The following is a 16843-nucleotide window of genomic DNA, read 5'->3' on the forward strand; positions in this document are numbered from 1 at the left end:
CCGCTGCGCCGGCCTCCGGCCGGGCGGCCGCGCTCAGCGGGAGGCGGTCACGCCCGTCAGGGCCGTGACCACGGGGTCCAGCGCCTGGTTGATTTCGTCGCCGATGGAGCGGAAGAAGGTGATCGGCGCCCCGTACGGGTCGTACACCTCGTCGGCGTCCGGCGAGGGTGCCAGCAGCCAGCCGCGCAGCGCGGCGGCGGCGCGTACCAGGGCGCGCGCCCGCTCGGCCATGCCGTCGTCCAGCGGGGGCAGCGTCGCCGGGTCTATGGCGCGGACCAGCCGGGTGAACTCCTTCAGCGTGAAGGTCCGCAGCCCGGCCGAGTGGCCCATCGAGATGACCTGCGCCCGGTGGTCGCGGGTCGCGGTCAGCACCAGGTCGGCCCGTATGACGTGCTCGTCGAGCAGCTCCCGGCCGGTGAAGCCGGTCGCGTCTGCGCCGAAGTCCGCCAGCACCGCGGCCGCGTTCGCCTCCATCGGGGCCCCCTCGTGGCCCCAGGTGCCGGCGCTCTCCACGATGAGGTCCCCGGCCACGAACCCGCCCAGGCGGTGCGCGAGGGCGTGCCGCGTCAGCCGCTCGGTGATGGGCGAGCGGCACACGTTTCCGGTGCTGACGTGGAGTATGCGGAAGGTGCTGTCCCCGGCTATGCCACGCCCCTCAGGGGTCACGGGGCTACCTCGAGGTCGGGTACGACCTCCCGCAGCTGGTCCGCGGTGAGCGCGCCCTCGCGCAGCAGGACGGGGACCTTCCCGGTGACGTCGACGATCGAGGACGGCTGGATGCCGGGCGTCGGCCCGCCGTCCAGGTACACCGACACGGAGTCGCCGAGCATCTCGCGCGCCGCGTCGCAGTCCTCGGGCGCCGGGTGGCCGGACAGGTTCGCCGAGGACACGGCCATCGGGCCGACCTCGGTCAGCAGCTCGATGGCGACGGGGTGCAGCGGCATGCGCACGGCGACGGTGCCCTGGGTGTCCCCCAGGTCCCACGCCAGCGACGGCTGGTGCTTGGCGACCAGCGTCAGCGCGCCCGGCCAGAAGGCGTCGACGAGCTCCCAGGCCTGCTCGGAGAAGTCCGTGACGAGGCCGTGCAGGGTGTTCGGGGAGCCGATGAGGACCGGGGTGGGCATGCCGCGGCCGCGCCCCTTGGCGGCGAGCAGGTCGCTGACCGCCTCCGGGCTGAAGGCGTCCGCGCCGATCCCGTACAGGGTGTCGGTGGGCAGCACGACGAGCTCGCCGCGGCGCACGGCGGATGCGGCTTCACGCAGGCCCGTCTTGCGGTCCGTCGCGTCGTTGCAGTCGTATCGCCGGGCCATCAGCGGGCCTCCTCAAGCAGCAGGGGGGTGACGGGAAGGGGCGCGCCGGTCACGGCAGTGCCTTGCGCGCGGTCGCGAAGCGCGGGCGCCGGTTCAGGTCGGGGTGGTCGGCGGCGTCGGCCCAGCCCCGCTCCTCGGCGAAGATCCACGGGACCTGGCCGCCCTGGGTGTCGGCGTGCTCGATGACGACGATCCCCCCGGGCCGCAGCAGCCGGTGGGCGGTGCGTTCGATGCCCCGGATGGTGTCGAGACCGTCCTCGCCGGAGAAGAGCGCCATCTCCGGATCGTGGTCGCGGGCCTCGGGGGCGACGTACTCCCACTCGGTGAGCGGGATGTACGGCGGGTTGGAGATCACCAGGTCGACCTGGCCGTCCAGCTCGGGCAGGGCGCTGAGCGCGTCGCCCTGGTGGACGCTGACCCGGGAGCCCTCGGCGTTCTTTCGGGTGTAGACGAGCGCGTCGTCGGACAGCTCGACCGCGTGCACGCGCGAGCGCGGCACCTCCTGCGCCATGGCCAGCGCGATGGCGCCGGAGCCGGTGCACAGGTCCACGATCAGCGGCTCGACCACGTCCATGGCCCGGACGGCCTGTATGGCCCAGTCCACGACCGACTCGGTCTCGGGCCGGGGCACGAACACCCCGGGCCCTACCTGGAGCTCCAGGTACCGGAAGAAGGCGCGGCCCGTGATGTGCTGGAGCGGCTCGCGCGCCTCGCGGCGCGCGATCGCCTCCCAGTAGCGGGCGTCGAAGTCCGAGTCCTTGACGTGGTGCAGCTCCCCCCGTTTGACGCCGTGCACGAAGGCGGCGAGCTCCTCCGCGTCGAAGCGCGGTGAGGGCACGCCGGCGGCGGCCAGCCGCTGGGTGGCCTGGGCCACCTCGGCAAGCAGCAAGTTCACGCTGGTCCTCCGGGCTGCTGTCGTACGGGGGGTGGTACGGGGCGGTACGGGTGCCTCGCGGCCCTACTGCGCGGCGGCGAGCTTGGCTGCGGAGTCGGCGTCGACACAGGCCTGGATGACCGAGTCGAGGTCGCCGTCGAGCACCTGGTCCAAGTTGTACGCCTTGAAGCCGGTGCGGTGGTCCGAGATCCGGTTTTCCGGGAAGTTGTACGTCCGGATCTTCTCGGAACGGTCCACGGAGCGCACCTGGCTGCGGCGCACGTCGGAAGCCTCCTGCTCGGCGGCCTCCTGCGCGGCGGCGAGCAGCCGCGAGCGCAGGATGCGCATGGCCTGCTCCTTGTTCTGGAGCTGGCTCTTCTCGTTCTGGCAGGAGGCGACCACGCCGGTCGGCAGGTGCGTGATGCGCACGGCCGAGTCGGTGGTGTTGACGGACTGGCCGCCGGGGCCCGAGGAGCGGTACACGTCGATGCGGAGGTCGTTCATGTTGATCTCGACCTCGACCTCCTCGGCCTCCGGGGTGACGAGCACGCCGGCGGCGGAGGTGTGGATGCGGCCCTGGGACTCGGTGGCCGGAACCCGCTGTACGCGGTGCACGCCGCCCTCGTACTTCAGGCGGGCCCACACGCCCTGGCCGGGCTCGGTCGCGCCGTTGCCGCCCTTGGTGCGGACGGAGACCTGGACGTCCTTGTAGCCGCCGAGTTCGGACTCGGTGGCGTCGATGATCTCGGTCTTCCAGCCCACGCGCTCGGCGTAGCGCAGGTACATGCGCAGCAGGTCGCCGGCGAACAGGGCCGACTCGTCGCCGCCCGCGCCCGCCTTGACCTCCAGGAGCACGTCCTTGTCGTCGCTGGGGTCGCGCGGGACGAGCAGCAGGCGGAGCTTTTCGGTCAGCTCCTCGCGCTGCGCGGTGAGCTCCTTGACCTCGGCGAAGAAGTCCGGGTCGTCCGCCGCGTACTCCTTGGCCGTCTCGATGTCCTCGGCGGTCTGCTTCCAGGCGCGGAAGGTCGCCACGATCGGGGTCAGCTCCGCGTAGCGCTTGTTCAGCTTGCGCGCGTTGGCCTGATCCGAGTGGACCGAAGGGTCGGCGAGCTTCTTCTCAAGATCGGCATGCTCGCCGATCAGTTCCTCGACCGCCTCGAACATCGGGGGCTCCTGTGGTGAAAGTACGAAGGGACTGCGGGGGGTGTCCTCGCGGGACGACGACAAAGGCGCCGGTCCGGCCGCCCCCGAGTGGACAGGGGGCGGCCGGTGACCGGCGCCTGGGTCGCGCTACTTCTTGGCCGCACCCTTGCCGAAGCGGGCCTCGAAGCGGGCCACGCGGCCACCGGTGTCGAGGATCTTCTGCTTGCCCGTGTAGAACGGGTGGCACTCGGAGCAGACCTCGGCACGGATGTTGCCGCTGGTCAGCGTCGAGCGGGTGGTGAACGACGCGCCACAGGTGCAGCTGACCTGGGTCTCGACGTACTCGGGGTGGATCTCGCTCTTCAAGGTGTCTCCTAGATTCGGGAGGGCGCCGGGTCGCAGGAGCCGAATTGCGCACTGCGTGAACCGGGGCCGACAGACCAGTCTGCCAGGACCGGGCTGCCTGTCAAAATTCTGAGGACGCCTCCCTCAACGGGACGGGGCCGGCATCTATTCCGCACCCCCCGGCGGGCCCCCTCCCCCGCCCGTTCCTACTGGACGATCCCGCCGACCGAGCCCTTGTCCCCCATGGACTTCTCGGTGGCCTCGGCCGGAATCGGCTGGTCCGCCAGCAGGGCGTCCCAGACCATCTTGGACTCCTTGGTGAGCGGCGCCACGCGGTCCGTGTCCCTGGGGTCGGGGGCCACCGGCAGCGTGATCATCTGCATGTCCTGGGCGTCGATGCCCTGGAGGCCCTGGGCGAAGCCCATCAGGGACTTCACGTCGCCGAGCGCCTTGTCGGTGGTGAGGGCCTTGGTCGCGGAGTCCGCGAGGCCGAGCAGCTGCTTGGGGTTGTCGAACAGGCCGATGGTCTTGACCTGCTTGATGAGCGCCTTGATGAAGGCCTGCTGGAGCTGTATTCGGCCCAGGTCGCTGCCGTCGCCGATGCTCTTGCGGGTGCGGACGAGGCCGAGGGCCTGCTCCCCGTTGAGCTTGTTGGGTCCGGCGGCGAGGTTCAGGTGACTGGCGCCGTCCTTGATCGGCTTGTTGACCGTGACCTCGACGCCGCCGAGGTTGTCGATGATCTTCTTGAAGCCCGTGAAGTCGACCTCGATGTAGTGGTCCATGCGGATCCCGGACATCTTCTCGACGGTCTTGACCGCGCAGGCGGCCCCGCCGACCGTGTAGGCCTCGTTGAACTGCCTGCGCTGCCCGCCGGGGTCCGTCTTCCCCCCGGTCGTGGCGCAGGAGGGGCGGGCGGTCATGGTGTCGCGGGGTATCGATACGACGCTGGCCTTCTGGTGGCCCTCGTACAAGTGGATGATCATCGCCGTGTCGGAACGGGCGGAGCCGCCCTCGTCGCGCCCGTACTCGGCGTTGGCGCCGCCGCGGGAGTCCGATCCGAGGACGAGGATGTCCATCGAGCCGTTGTCCACGTCCTGCGGACGGTCGGTGCCCAGCGCCGCGTCGATGTCGACGGTCTTCAGATTGCCGTTGAACTTGAAGTAGAAGTAGCCGAGGCCCGCACCGCCCAGCAGGATCACGCCCGCGGCGCTCCATGCGGCGATGACGAGGGCCCTACGGCGCTTGGGCGGCTTGCGCCGGCGCCGGCCTGCGGCTCGCCGTCCTCCACCCGTGCTGTCCTGGCTCATGCTCTCCTCAGTCCTGGGTCCGGCCTCGGTCCGCCGGCCGGTCGCTTCTCACCTGCGCTCCTCTGACACAGACGGCCTAACGACCCCCAGGGTTCCACGGCCGCCGCAGCGCACCGACCGCCCGGGTCCGGCCCGGCCCCCGCCACCCGCACCGGACCGCAGGACGTCGACCTGCGGTTTTGGCCCCGCACGCGGGAGGCGGGGCGGCGGTTCAGGAGCCGCCGCGGTGTGGTGAAGCTCGCACCGCGTATCCGTACGAACACGGCCGCCCCCGCCGCAGGTGCGGCGGGGGCGGCCGTGATGAGCCCAGGTCAGGCGCTCGGACGTCAGTCGTCGTTCTTGCCCGACGGCGTCGTCTTCGCGATCTGCATCAGGAACTCGGCGTTCGACTTCGTCTGCTTCATCTTGTCGAGCAGCAGCTCGATCGCCTGCTGCGAGTCGAGCGCGTGCAGCACCCGGCGCAGCTTCCAGACGATGGCGAGCTCCTCCGCGTTGAGGAGGATCTCCTCCTTGCGGGTGCCCGACGGGTCGACGTCGACGGCCGGGAAGATGCGCTTGTCGGCGAGCTTCCGGTCGAGCTTGAGCTCCATGTTGCCGGTGCCCTTGAACTCCTCGAAGATCACCTCGTCCATGCGCGAGCCGGTGTCGACCAGCGCGGTGGCCAGGATGGTCAGCGAGCCGCCGTCCTCGATGTTGCGCGCGGCACCGAAGAAGCGCTTCGGCGGGTACAGCGCGGTCGAGTCGACACCACCGGACAGGATGCGGCCGGAGGCGGGAGCCGCGAGGTTGTACGCGCGGCCCAGACGGGTGATGGAGTCCAGCAGGACGACCACGTCGTGGCCGAGCTCGACGAGACGCTTGGCGCGCTCGATGGCCAGCTCGGCAACGGTGGTGTGGTCCTCGGCCGGGCGGTCGAAGGTCGAGGAGATGACCTCGCCCTTGACCGACCGCTGCATGTCGGTGACCTCTTCCGGACGCTCGTCGACCAGGACGACCATCAGGTGGCACTCGGGGTTGTTGACGGTGATCGCGTTGGCGATCGCCTGCATGATCATGGTCTTACCGGTCTTCGGCGGGGCCACGATCAGACCGCGCTGGCCCTTGCCGATCGGCGACACGAGGTCGATGATGCGGGTGGTCAGCACGCCCGGGTCGGTCTCCAGACGGAGCCGGTCCTGCGGGTAGAGCGGGGTCAGCTTCTGGAACTCCGGCCGCCCGCGGCCCGATTCGGGCGCCATGCCGTTCACGGAGTCCAGCCGCACGAGGGCGTTGAACTTCTCGCGGCGCTCGCCGTCCTTGGGCTGGCGCACGGCACCGGTGGTGTGGTCGCCCTTGCGCAGACCCGCCTTGCGGACCTGGGCGAGGGAGACGTACACGTCGTTGGGACCGGGCAGGTAGCCCGAGGTCCGGATGAACGCGTAGTTGTCGAGGATGTCGAGGATGCCCGCGACGGGGATCAGGACGTCGTCGTCGGCGACCTGCGGCTCGTTCGGGGCGAACTCGTCGCGGCCACGACGGCCACGGCGGTCGCGGTATCGGCCCCGGCGGCCACGACGGCCGCCCTCGTCGTCGAAGTCGTCCTGCGGACCGTTGTCCTGGGGACCCTGACGGTCCTGACGGTCCTGTCGGTCCTGTCGGTCCTGACGGCCCTGCTGACCCAGGCCCTGGCTCTGGCCCTGGCCCTGACCACGGCCGCCCTGCTGCTGGCGGTCCTGACGGTCGGCGCGGTCCTGACGGCCCCCGCCCTGACCGCCCTGGCCGGCCGGCGCACCCTGGCCCGGCTCGTCGGCCTTGGCACCGCGGTCGCGACGGTCACGCTGACGGTCACCGCGCTCGGCACGGTCACCGCGGTCGCGGCGCTCGCGACGGCCGCGGCCCTCGCCGTCCTGGCCCTGCGCCTGACCGGAGACGGCCGTGGCCGCCTCGGCCTTCGCCTCGGGCTGCGCGGCGGCCTCGGCCTTGACGGTCTCGGTCTTCTGCTCGACCTGTACGGCGGCGGGGGCCGAGGCCTCCGGGCTGCCGGACGGGGCGGTGGCACGACGGCGGCGGCGCTCGCCGACCGGCGCGTCCTCTCCCCCGCTCTCGGCTGCGCTCGAACGGGAGGGGCCCCCTGCCGGCTGGCCCGGGATCTCGATCTGGGCCTGCGCGGCAGGCTTCTCGGCGGGCGCCTCGGCGGCGGCCTCACCCGTACGGGCCTTGCTGGTGGCGCGGCGCTTCGGCTTGGCCTCGGCGGTGTCGGCGGCTCCGGCGGCGGAGGACGCGGCCTTGGGGGCACTGCCGCCCGCCTGCGCCTCCTTGATGACCTCGATCAGCTGGCTCTTGCGCATCCGCGCGGTGCCCCTGATGCCGAGGCCCGACGCGACCTGCTGAAGCTCGGCCAGGACCATGCCGTCGAGGCCGGTGCCGGTGCGGCGTCGCCGTCCGGTGGCAGCCGCGGCGCCCGCGGCGGGGGCACTGGTGTCGACATTGGTGTCGGCAGCGCCCATCAGATCGGTGGTGTCGCTCACGAAGGGTCCTTCCCTGGAGCGGACGTCGGCCTGTCTGGCTCGGCGACCGGTTGTGCTGTCCGACAACGGCCCTAGGTGTGGACCGTGCCGGGGCGGTGGTCCGCCGATAGAGAGATACGGCGGAGAGAAACGTGCATGGGTGGTTCCGGCGAGAAGCCCCCGAGCTGAAAGCGTGGGAATGTCACGCCGATTCCGGAGCGTGCTCGAAACTGCTGGAAGTGATCAAAGCAGTCGGGGAGGCTCCCGGAAGAAAGGTGGTCCCGAATGGGGACACTGAGCACCGAGCCATGGCGGCTTCGGATGCGCACTTGAGATTAACACTACCGGATCCAACAGACATTCCCCCTCTCGATCACCGGCAATCGCGCCCTTCCCGCGCGGGCGGCCTGCCCTGGCCGCCCGCCCCGGACCGGCCGGGTCCCCAGGACATCAGCTGCCCTGGGTACCCAGCGGGAGGACGCTCGCGCCCGCGGCGTCGAGGGACAGCCGGGTGGCGGCCCATCCCTCGCCCGCGAGCTGCGCGACCTTGTCGGCCGCGCCGTTGTCGACCAGCGCGAGGACCGTGGGGCCCGCGCCGGAGATGACCGCGGGGATCCCGTCCGCCCGCAGTCGGCCCACCAGTGCGACGCTCTCGGGCATCGCCGGGGTCCGGTAGTCCTGGTGGAGCCGGTCCTCGGTCGCCGCCAGCAGGTACTCGGGACGCCTGGTCAGGGCCTCCACGAGCAGGGCGGCGCGGCCCGCGTTGACCGCCGCGTCCACGTGCGGGACGGTACGCGGCAGCAGGCCGCGCGCGGTCTCCGTCAGGACGGGCTTGGACGGTACGAAGACCACCGGAACGATGGAATCGGCGGGCTCCATCCGGATCGCCTTGGCACTGCCCCCGTCCATCCACGCCAGGGTGAAACCGCCGAGCAGACAGGCGGCGACGTTGTCGGGGTGACCCTCGATCTCGGTGGCGAGCTCCAGCAGCGCACTGTCGTCGAGCTTGGCCTCGCCGCCTATCGTCACGGCGCGGGCGGCCACGATGCCCGCGCAGATGGCGGCGGAGGAGGAACCGAGGCCGCGGCCGTGCGGAATGCGGTTCGCGCAGACGACCTCGAGGCCGCGGGGCTGCCCGCCCAGCAGGTCGAAGGCGGTGCGCATGGAGCGTACGAGCAGGTGGCTCTCGTCCCGCGGGAGGTTGTCGGCGCCTTCACCCGCGATGTCGATGTCGAGGCCGGAATCGGCCACGCGGACGACGACGTCGTCGTAGAGCCCCAGGGCGAGGCCGAGGGTGTCGAAGCCCGGGCCGAGGTTGGCACTACTGGCGGGGACGCGCACCCGTACGGCGGCGGCGCGGAACGCTGGACCGGCCATCGTCCGATGACACTCCTTGTGACTGTGCGAGATCTTCGCTCTTCGCTGGCTCGCTGCGAATGTACTGGAGAACGTACGACACCCGAAGGCCCTCGGGGCAGCACCGCAGTCATATGCGCGGTGGCGGATGTAAGTACAGCGTATCGAAGGAAGGTTCTCATCCGACATAGGGCGCACACGAGGCGCACGATGCGTGTCGCGGACTTCCGCCGCACTTTTGTCGTCGTACGGGGTGAGTTGCCGGGTTCCGGATCACTCCGGAACCCGGCTCTCAGGCGGTACGTCAGACCAGGCCGAGGCGGATCGCCGCGGCTTCGGCGTCCACCGGAACGGTGACCGGCTGCGGAGCGCCGGCGACCGCCCAATCGGGGTCCTTCAGGCCGTTGCCGGTGACGGTGCACACGATCGTCTGACCGGGGTCGACCAGGCCCAGCTCCGCGGCCTTGAGCAGACCCGCCACCGAGGCGGCCGAGGCGGGCTCGACGAAGACGCCCTCCTGAGCGGCCAACAGCCGGTAGGCGGCCAGGATCTGGCGGTCCGTCACCTCGTCGATGAAGCCGCCCGACTCGTCACGCGCGGCGAGCGCGTAGTCCCAGGAGGCCGGGTTGCCGATCCGGATCGCCGTGGCGATGGTGTGCGGCTCCTTGACGATCTCGCCGCGCACGATGGGCGCGGAACCGGAAGCCTGGAAACCCCACACGCGGGGCGTACGGGAGGCCAGGCCGTCGGCCTTGTACTCCTTGAACCCCTTCCAGTACGCGGTGATGTTGCCCGCGTTGCCGACCGGCAGCACGTGGATGTCGGGTGCGTCACCGAGGGCGTCGACGATCTCGAACGCCGCCGTCTTCTGACCCTCGATGCGGACCGGGTTGACGGAATTGACCAGCGCCACCGGGTAGTTGTCGGACAGCGCCCGCGCCAGGTCCAGGCAGTCGTCGAAGTTGCCGTCCACCTGGAGGATCTTGGCGCCGTGCACGAGGGCCTGGCCCATCTTGCCCAGCGCGATCTTGCCGCGGGGCACGAGCACTGCGGAGACCATCCCGGCACGCACCGCGTACGCGGCGGCCGAGGCCGAGGTGTTGCCGGTGGAGGCGCAGATGACGGCCTTCGCGCCCTCCTCCTTGGCCTTGGTGATGGCCATGGTCATGCCGCGGTCCTTGAAGGACCCGGTGGGGTTGGCCCCCTCGACCTTCAGGTGGACCTCGCAGCCGGTGCGCTCGGAGAGCACCTGCGCGGGGACGAGGGGAGTGCCGCCCTCTCGGAGTGTGACCACGGGAGTCTTGTCCGTCACCGGCAGGCGGTCCCGGTACTCCTCGATGATGCCGCGCCACTGGTGGGTGCGATTGCTGCTCATGGGTCCTTACTCCCCTTCAACACGCATGATGCTGGCGACACCGCGGACGGTGTCCAGCTTCCGCAGCGCCTCGACGGTCCCGGAGAGGGCGGCATCGGGCGCACGGTGAGTGACGACGACGAGGGAGGCCTCATTGCCGACCCCGTCCGGACGTCCTTGCTGGCGTACCGTATCGATCGACACGCCGTGCTCGGCGAACGTGGTCGCCACCTGGGCGAGGACGCCCGGCTTGTCGGCCACGTCAAGGCTGATGTGGTACCTCGTCACGACTTCGCCCATGGCACTGACCGGCAGCTGGGTGTACGCCGACTCGCCCGGCCCCGTTGCCTCGGCGAGCTTGTTGCGGCAGACGGCGACGAGGTCGCCCAGGACCGCCGACGCGGTCGGCGAACCGCCCGCGCCGGGCCCGTAGAACATGAGCCGCCCGGCGGCCTCCGCCTCGACGAAGACCGCGTTGTACGCCTCGCGGACGGAGGCCAGCGGGTGCGTCAGCGGGATCATCGCCGGGTGCACGCGGGCGGTGACGGACTGGCCGTCGGCCGCGCGCTCCAGGATCGCCAGGAGCTTGATGGTGCAGCCCATCCGCTTGGCCGAGGCGAAGTCGGCGGCGCTGACCTCGGTCATGCCCTCGCGGTACACGTCGTCGAGACGGACCCGCGTGTGGAAGGCGATGCCGGCCAGGATCGCGGCCTTGGCGGCGGCGTCGTAGCCCTCGACGTCGGCCGTGGGGTCGGCCTCGGCGTACCCGAGGGCGGTGGCCTCGTCGAGCGCCTCCTGGTACCCGGCGCCGGTGGAGTCCATCTTGTCGAGGATGAAGTTGGTCGTGCCGTTGACGATGCCCATCACGCGGTTGATCTTGTCGCCCGCGAGGGACTCCCGCATCGGGCGCACCAGCGGGATCGCACCCGCGACGGCCGCCTCGTAGTACAGGTCCAGCCCGTGCTTCTCGGCGGCGGCGTGCAGCGCGGCACCGTCCTGGGCCAGCAGCGCCTTGTTCGCGGAGACCACCGAGGCGCCGTTCTCGAAGGCGGTGGTGATCAGCGTACGGGCGGGCTCGATACCGCCGATGACCTCGATGACCACGTCGATGTCGCCGCGTTTGAGAAGGGCGGTCGCATCGGTGGTGACCAGCGCCGGGTCGATGCCCTCGCGCACCTTGGACGGGCGGCGCACGGCGACGCCCGCGAGCTCGACGGGCGCGCCGATCCGGGCCGTCAGATCGTCGGCGTGCGTCGTCATGATGCGCGCCACCTCTGAGCCGACCACTCCACAGCCCAGCAGCGCCACCTTCAGCGGACGCGTACGCATCATTCGACCTACGCCTTTCGATCTTCCATCGATACCCCGCGCGCGGTTTGCCCGCCGGGTGTGAACCAGTCTCACTCAATGGACAGCAGTTTCCATCCTCGGTCCATTGAGTGAGACACCTATTTCATCATCCGAGGTCGAGACGCAGGAGATCTTCCTCCGTCTCGCGCCGGACGATCACCCGGGCCTGACCGTCACGCACGGCGACGACGGGCGGGCGGAGCGCATGGTTGTAGTTGCTGGCCATGGAGCGGCAGTACGCGCCGGTCGCCGGGACGGCCAGCAGGTCGCCCGGAGCGAGGTCGGCGGGCAGGAACGCGTCCTTGACCACGATGTCACCGCTCTCGCAGTGCTTGCCGACGACACGGACGAGGACGGGCTCGGCGTCGGAGCGCCGCGAGACCAGGGAGATGGAGTACTCGGCGTCGTACAGGGCCGTCCGGATGTTGTCGGACATGCCGCCGTCCACGCTGACGTACGTACGGAGCCCCTCGAGCGGCTTGATGGTGCCGACCTCGTAGAGGGTGAAGGCGGTCGGACCGACGATGGCGCGGCCGGGTTCGACGGAGATCCGGGGGGCGCGCAGGCGGGCCGACTCGCACTCCCGGCCGACGATCTCGGTCAGCGCCTTGGCGATCTCGTGGGGCTCGCGCGGGTCGTCGTCGGAGGTGTAGGCGATGCCGAGGCCGCCGCCGAGGTCGATCTCGGGGAGCTCCACGCCGTGCTCGTCGCGCACGGCGGCCAGCAGCTGCACCACGCGCTTGGCGGACACCTCGAAACCGGCCATGTCGAAGATCTGCGAGCCGATGTGGGAGTGGATGCCCAGCAGCTCAAGCGAGTCGTGCCCGAGCACCCGGCGCACGGCCTCGGCGGCGGAGCCGTCGGCCACGGCGATGCCGAACTTCTGGTCCTCGTGGGCGGTGGCGATGAACTCGTGGGTGTGCGCCTCGACGCCGACCGTCACGCGGATCTGCACCGGCTGGCGCACGCCCAGCTCGCGGGCCACGTGCGCGACGCGGGCGATCTCCTGGAAGGAGTCCAGGACGATGCGCCCGACCCCCTCCTGGACCGCGCGGGTGATCTCGGCGACGGACTTGTTGTTGCCGTGGTAGGCGATCCGCCCGGCCGGCATCCCGGCCGCCAGGGCGGTCGCGAGCTCCCCGCTGGAGCAGACGTCGAGATTGAGTCCTTCTTCCTTCAGCCACTTCACGACGGCCTTGGAGAGGAACGCCTTGCCCGCGTAGAACACGTCGGCGTCCTTGCCGAAGGCGTGCGCCCAGGCCCGGCAGCGCGCCCGGAAGTCCTCTTCGTCGAGGAAGTAGGCGGGGGTCCCGAACTCCTCGGCGAGCCGGGTCACTTCGATGCCGCCGACGGAGACGACGCCGTCGTCCGCGCGCCGGACCGTCCGGGCCCACACCTTCTCGTCGAGGGCGTTCAGGTCGGCGGCCGGCGGGGAGTAGTGCCCCTCGGGCAGGACGTCGGCGTGACGGGGTCCGGCGGGGTGCGCGGAACGGCTCATCGGAATCTCTCTTCGCAGGTCACAGGCGTTCAGGTGCGTCTATACCGAGGAGGGCCAGGCCGCCGGCCAGCACCGTCCCGGCGGCTTCGGCAAGGGCCAGCCGGGCGCGGTGGGCGGCCGAGGGTTTCTCGTCCCCGTGGGGCAGTACGCAGTACTGGAAGTCGAGCAGGGCATCGGCCAGCGTGACGAGGTGCCGGGCGAGGCGCTCGGGGGCACGGTGGTACGCGGCGGCCTCCAGCACCAGCGGGTACTCGCCGAGGGCGCGCAGGAGCGGTCCGGCCGCGCCGTCCTGCGGGGGGCCGGGCAGGGGGGTGAACCCCAGCCGGGCGGCGTTGCGCAGGAGCGCGCGGCTGCGGGCGTGGGCGTACCGGACCCGGAAGAACTCGGCGGCCTCGCCCTGGAGCAGGAGGGCCGGGGAGAAGACGGGGGTCTCCTGGGGGGCGACGGTGAGCGCGGCCCAGCGGACGGCGTCGGCCCCGTAGCGGGCCAGGACGTCGCCGTCGCGGCGCGCGACCGGGGCCACGGCGGCGGGCGGGGCGGGGTCGAGGCCCTGGCCGGCCCGGATCCGCAGCACGGCCGCGTGCACGGCCTGCTCGCGCAGCCCGCTGACTGCGGGGGGCGGGGGGCTCGGGTTCGGGTTCGGGGCGCTCGTGCTCGGGCCGGCGTCCTCGGGGCGGGGGGCGGGGGCGTAGGCCCGGGCGGCGCGTACGACCTCGGCGGCGTCGGGCGGGGCGAGTACGAAGTTCAGGAAGCCCGCGCCGGTGACCTCGACCCGCTCGATCCCGCTCACGCCGTCGAGCCGGCGGGCGAGCAGCTGCGCCACGTCGGCGGGGCGGCGCCCGGCGCCCTTGGCGACCTGGAAGGCGACGGGGGTGGCGTAGTCCCCCACCCCACCGGGCCGGGTCCGCTCGACGACGGCCCGCCCGCCGGGCACGTCCGCACCGGCCGGCAGCTCCCCGTCCTCGACGGCGCAGCGCACGGCGCGCACGACGGTACGGGAGAGGTCAGCGGGGGTCACGGCACCAGCGTAGGGGAGAAGGCCCCGGGTCACGCGAAGGGTTTCGCCATGTGAACAGGCGGCCGCGACGCCGACCACGGAAGCGACCACGGGGACGCTGCCGGAACCCCGACTCCGCGGACCATCCGAGGCAAGGGGACGGCCCCGACCAGAAGAAGAGGAAGAGGAAGAAGGGGACGAACAACATGGGGACCGAGGGGAAACCTCTACCCCCTCCCCCTCCCGGCGGGAGCCCCTTTCCACCCGTCACGCCGGTCCTTGCCCTCGACGAGCCTGCGGACGACGCGCACGAGCTCGGCGGGCTCGAAGGGCTTGGCGACGAAGGCGTCCACCCCGGCGTCGATCCCGGTCTCCACCTCGTACTGCGTACAGGCGCTGACGATGGCCACCGGCACGCCCCGGGTCCGCGGATCGGCCCGCAGCTGGGCGGCTGTTGCGAACCCGTCGAGGCGTGGCATGACCACGTCGAGCGTGATCACATCGGGGCACACGTGACCCACGACATCCAGGCATTCGGCACCATCGTTCGCGGTCACGACCTCGAAGCCCTCCAGCTCGAGATTGACCTTGATCAGCTGCCGGATGACCTTGTTGTCGTCGACAACAAGCACCCGGCCCGAGACGCCTGGCACAACTCGAGAGTAGGTCGAGCCGGGGCCCCGCGTCCGGGTTTTTGCCACTTCCACCCCGTGCGGGCGACGCGGGCCCCCTTCCCCGCAAACCGGTTCCTGATCACCCCGGGGAAGCTGGTAGTGTTCAACCCGTCGCAGCAACACGAACGACACGCCCCCGTAGCTCAGGGGATAGAGCAACGGCCTCCGGAGCCGTGTGCGCAGGTTCGAATCCTGCCGGGGGCACTTCGCAGGAAGTGCCCAAAGACCCCGCCATCAGCGAGAACGCTGAGACGGGGTCTTCGCGTATGCGCAGCCAACTGCCGCCGTGTGCACCTGTATGTCAGCGGCTGTGGACTATTCGTGGACAGGATCTTGGTCCATCGGCGCAGGTCAGCTCCAGGAATGCCGAAGGCCCCCGGACAGGTCCAGGGGCCTCGCAGCGTATGTCCGCTCACTCGCGATCACTCGTACTCGCGCAGCAGGTCCTCAATCCTCCGGTTGGCCACCTCCTGGCGCCCGTCGAGGCACTTCGCGTACCGACTGAGCAGCACCTCCACGCTGTTGCCGGCGCGCTCGGCGACCTCGGTCGGGTCGACGCCGGCATTGAGCCACGTGGAGAGCGCCGAGTGCCGGAGGTCGTAGGGCCGACTCGCCAGCGGTGAGGCAGCGGCGGCCGGCGGCAGGGCCAGGAGCCGAGCTTCCGGCCAGACCCGGTAGTAGTAGGTGGACGAGGACACGCTCGCGGAGGATGGACACGAACTGGGGCGGGACCGGCACCCGGCGGACGTCTTCCGTGGGCCGGTTCTTCAGGCCGCGATAGTCGTGGCTCTGCCCGGGGTCGGTCCACTGCTTCCCGACGCTCGGCCTCGTCCGGTGAAGCAACGCGGTGCCCCAGCCGGAGTCCGGAAACGTCAGGTCCGGCTCGGAGAGCCCCACGGCTTCGGCCGGCCGGAAGCCCCCGAGGTACATCCCGGCGATCGGCCCATCAGACGCCGACCGCGCGCCCGGCGGTGTCCACCGACGTACAAGACCGCGTGGAGCAGCGAGCGGGCCTGCTCCGGGTTGGCCACGACCCGAGGCCTGTGGTTGATGCCGCGTGGCACCATCGAGCGATGTGGAGTGAGGAGGATGCCCGCCGGCTGGTGCTCGCCGAGATCGTGCAAGAGCGGGACTGTGTCGAATATGAGCTCGGGATTCTCCGGGTGCAGCAGCTCGCGTTCGGATGGCTCTTCTACTGGGGAGCGGCCGGTGAGGGGCGGAGTGGGCAGCGCCCTCGACCTGGGGGCAACGGGCCGTTCTTGGTGGATCGCGAGAACGAGCGGGTGATCCGAACCGCTACCAGTGAGCCCGTGGCGCGTCAGATCGCGGACTATGAGCGACGTCTTCGACGCGAGGCTCACGCCCGGAACGCGGCAGCGAAGAGGTCGGTCACGCAGGTCCCCGTTCACCCGCGCCCTCCAGGGGTGTCGTAGAAGTCGTGTCTTTCGCGTGTCTGGTTGGGCGGCGAGCGGGGAGTGACGGGGAACAGCGACGAGGATCCCAGGAACGGGCTGGTCAGTGTCTTGGGTGGTCGGTGTGGGGGTGGGTACGCGATCTTCCCAACTTGTGCTTCCGAGCACGCGCAGCGTGAACCGTCCGCCTGAGCGGCTCTCAGGCCCGGGCCAGTGAGGACCGAATAGCAGCCATGAGCTTCTGGCGGGCCTCCCGGAAGGCGCGTCGCACCTGCGCACACTCAGGATCGTCGCGAGTATGGCCAGCAACCACCGCGTCTCGGTAGAGGAGCAGCTGGTAGGCGGCATCGCCAGCCAACTGGGCGACCTCCGGTGTCGCCAGTAGCTCCAGTTGGTACTGCTTCGAGTGCACGCCGTGGGCCAGGATGCTCGCGCGGGCAAGCTGGCTTCGTTCGTCCACGGGTAGGTGCTCGGAGCGGCTGGCATCACTTATGGCGTCGCGCGCCTCGGTGAGCGCCTCCAGGAACTGGGCAGACACCGTGCGCAGGGTCTCCCTGTCGAGCTCGCCCGTGTCGCGTCGCCAACGCAGTCGGTCTGTGGCGAGCGTGCTGCCCACTCCGATGACCGCACCCAGCGCCGTGGCGACCAACGATGTCCATTCATGGGTTGGGAGACTACGGCTCTGCCGAGTCTGGTGGCAGAGCTCTCGCGAGTCTTCCTGCTGACACGCAGCGTGC

The 16843-nt window shown here is 70.9% G+C and carries 14 protein-coding genes, 1 tRNA gene and 1 pseudogene; 1 reads left to right on the forward strand and 15 read right to left on the reverse strand.

Annotation, left to right across the window (positions count from 1 at the left end; all coding sequences use genetic code 11):
* Positions 1-33: 33 nt before the first annotated feature.
* From IO30_RS0136845 to IO30_RS0136905, 13 genes are all read right to left on the reverse strand, one after another.
* The gene (locus IO30_RS0136845; RefSeq protein ID WP_031150542.1) at positions 34-666 is read right to left on the reverse strand and encodes an arsenate reductase/protein-tyrosine-phosphatase family protein; all 633 of its coding nucleotides are present in this window, start codon (positions 664-666) and stop codon (positions 34-36) included.
* Positions 663-1310: an L-threonylcarbamoyladenylate synthase gene (locus IO30_RS0136850; RefSeq protein WP_031150544.1), complete on the reverse strand. Its 648-nt coding sequence runs from the start codon at positions 1308-1310 to the stop codon at positions 663-665. The genes IO30_RS0136845 and IO30_RS0136850 overlap by 4 nt, the downstream gene beginning before the upstream one ends.
* Before the next feature lie 49 nt (positions 1311-1359).
* Entirely contained in the window at positions 1360-2205 is an 846-nt protein-coding gene (gene prmC / locus IO30_RS0136855; protein ID WP_031150546.1) for a peptide chain release factor N(5)-glutamine methyltransferase, read from the reverse strand.
* 63 nt (positions 2206-2268) lie between these two features.
* Positions 2269-3348, reverse strand: a complete 1080-nt coding sequence (gene prfA, locus IO30_RS0136860) for a peptide chain release factor 1 (RefSeq protein ID WP_031150548.1) — start codon at positions 3346-3348, stop codon at positions 2269-2271.
* 126 nt (positions 3349-3474) lie between these two features.
* On the reverse strand, positions 3475-3693 hold the full coding sequence (rpmE, locus tag IO30_RS0136865; RefSeq protein ID WP_031150550.1) for a 50S ribosomal protein L31: 219 nt from the start codon (positions 3691-3693) through the stop codon (positions 3475-3477).
* Between the two features lie 185 nt (positions 3694-3878).
* Positions 3879-4979, reverse strand: coding sequence for an LCP family protein (locus tag IO30_RS0136870; RefSeq protein ID WP_031150552.1), 1101 nt, complete (start codon positions 4977-4979; stop codon positions 3879-3881).
* A 326-nt stretch (positions 4980-5305) separates the two neighbouring features.
* A complete protein-coding gene (rho, locus tag IO30_RS0136875) occupies positions 5306-7486 on the reverse strand; it encodes a transcription termination factor Rho (RefSeq protein WP_031150554.1) in 2181 nt (726 codons plus the stop codon).
* A gap of 429 nt (positions 7487-7915) precedes the next feature.
* Positions 7916-8842 (reverse strand): homoserine kinase, encoded by a 927-nt coding sequence (gene thrB, locus IO30_RS0136880; RefSeq protein ID WP_031150556.1) that lies wholly within the window; start codon positions 8840-8842, stop codon positions 7916-7918.
* Between the two features lie 283 nt (positions 8843-9125).
* Complete coding sequence (thrC, locus tag IO30_RS0136885; RefSeq protein ID WP_031150558.1) at positions 9126-10196, reverse strand: threonine synthase; 1071 nt, start codon at positions 10194-10196, stop codon at positions 9126-9128.
* 6 nt (positions 10197-10202) lie between these two features.
* On the reverse strand, positions 10203-11507 hold the full coding sequence (locus IO30_RS0136890) for a homoserine dehydrogenase (protein WP_199921004.1): 1305 nt from the start codon (positions 11505-11507) through the stop codon (positions 10203-10205).
* 124 nt (positions 11508-11631) lie between these two features.
* Positions 11632-13023, reverse strand: a complete 1392-nt coding sequence (gene lysA, locus IO30_RS0136895) for a diaminopimelate decarboxylase (RefSeq protein ID WP_031150562.1) — start codon at positions 13021-13023, stop codon at positions 11632-11634.
* A 19-nt stretch (positions 13024-13042) separates the two neighbouring features.
* A complete protein-coding gene (gene nrtL, locus IO30_RS0136900) occupies positions 13043-14041 on the reverse strand; it encodes an ArgS-related anticodon-binding protein NrtL (RefSeq protein ID WP_031150564.1) in 999 nt (332 codons plus the stop codon).
* Between the two features lie 206 nt (positions 14042-14247).
* Complete coding sequence (locus IO30_RS0136905) at positions 14248-14721, reverse strand: response regulator (RefSeq protein ID WP_037896269.1); 474 nt, start codon at positions 14719-14721, stop codon at positions 14248-14250.
* Positions 14722-14826: 105 nt separating this feature from the next.
* On the opposite strand from IO30_RS0136905, the gene IO30_RS0136910 reads away from it, so the two are divergent.
* A tRNA-Arg gene (locus IO30_RS0136910) sits at positions 14827-14898 on the forward strand.
* A gap of 218 nt (positions 14899-15116) precedes the next feature.
* Here IO30_RS0136910 and IO30_RS41450 read toward each other — a convergent pair.
* Both IO30_RS41450 and IO30_RS0136920 read right to left on the reverse strand, forming a co-directional pair.
* Positions 15117-15734 (reverse strand): annotated as a pseudogene (locus IO30_RS41450) (site-specific integrase); the annotation flags it as partial.
* Positions 15735-16305: 571 nt separating this feature from the next.
* Positions 16306-16722, reverse strand: coding sequence for a hypothetical protein (locus tag IO30_RS0136920; protein ID WP_234321641.1), 417 nt, complete (start codon positions 16720-16722; stop codon positions 16306-16308).
* Positions 16723-16843 lie beyond the last annotated feature (121 nt).

Source organism: Streptomyces xanthophaeus, assembly GCF_000725805.1.
Taxonomy (GTDB): Bacteria; Actinomycetota; Actinomycetes; order Streptomycetales; family Streptomycetaceae; genus Streptomyces; species Streptomyces xanthophaeus.

Coding starts and splice junctions, on each gene's coding strand:
- prfA (WP_031150548.1), bottom strand. CDS start 3,348: ATGTTCGAGGCGGTCGAGGAACTGATCGGCGAGCATGCCGATCTTGAG.
- IO30_RS0136870 (WP_031150552.1), bottom strand. CDS start 4,979: ATGAGCCAGGACAGCACGGGTGGAGGACGGCGAGCCGCAGGCCGGCGC.
- lysA (WP_031150562.1), bottom strand. CDS start 13,023: ATGAGCCGTTCCGCGCACCCCGCCGGACCCCGTCACGCCGACGTCCTG.
- IO30_RS0136890 (WP_199921004.1), bottom strand. CDS start 11,507: ATGATGCGTACGCGTCCGCTGAAGGTGGCGCTGCTGGGCTGTGGAGTG.
- thrC (WP_031150558.1), bottom strand. CDS start 10,196: ATGAGCAGCAATCGCACCCACCAGTGGCGCGGCATCATCGAGGAGTAC.
- thrB (WP_031150556.1), bottom strand. CDS start 8,842: ATGGCCGGTCCAGCGTTCCGCGCCGCCGCCGTACGGGTGCGCGTCCCC.
- IO30_RS0136850 (WP_031150544.1), bottom strand. CDS start 1,310: ATGGCCCGGCGATACGACTGCAACGACGCGACGGACCGCAAGACGGGC.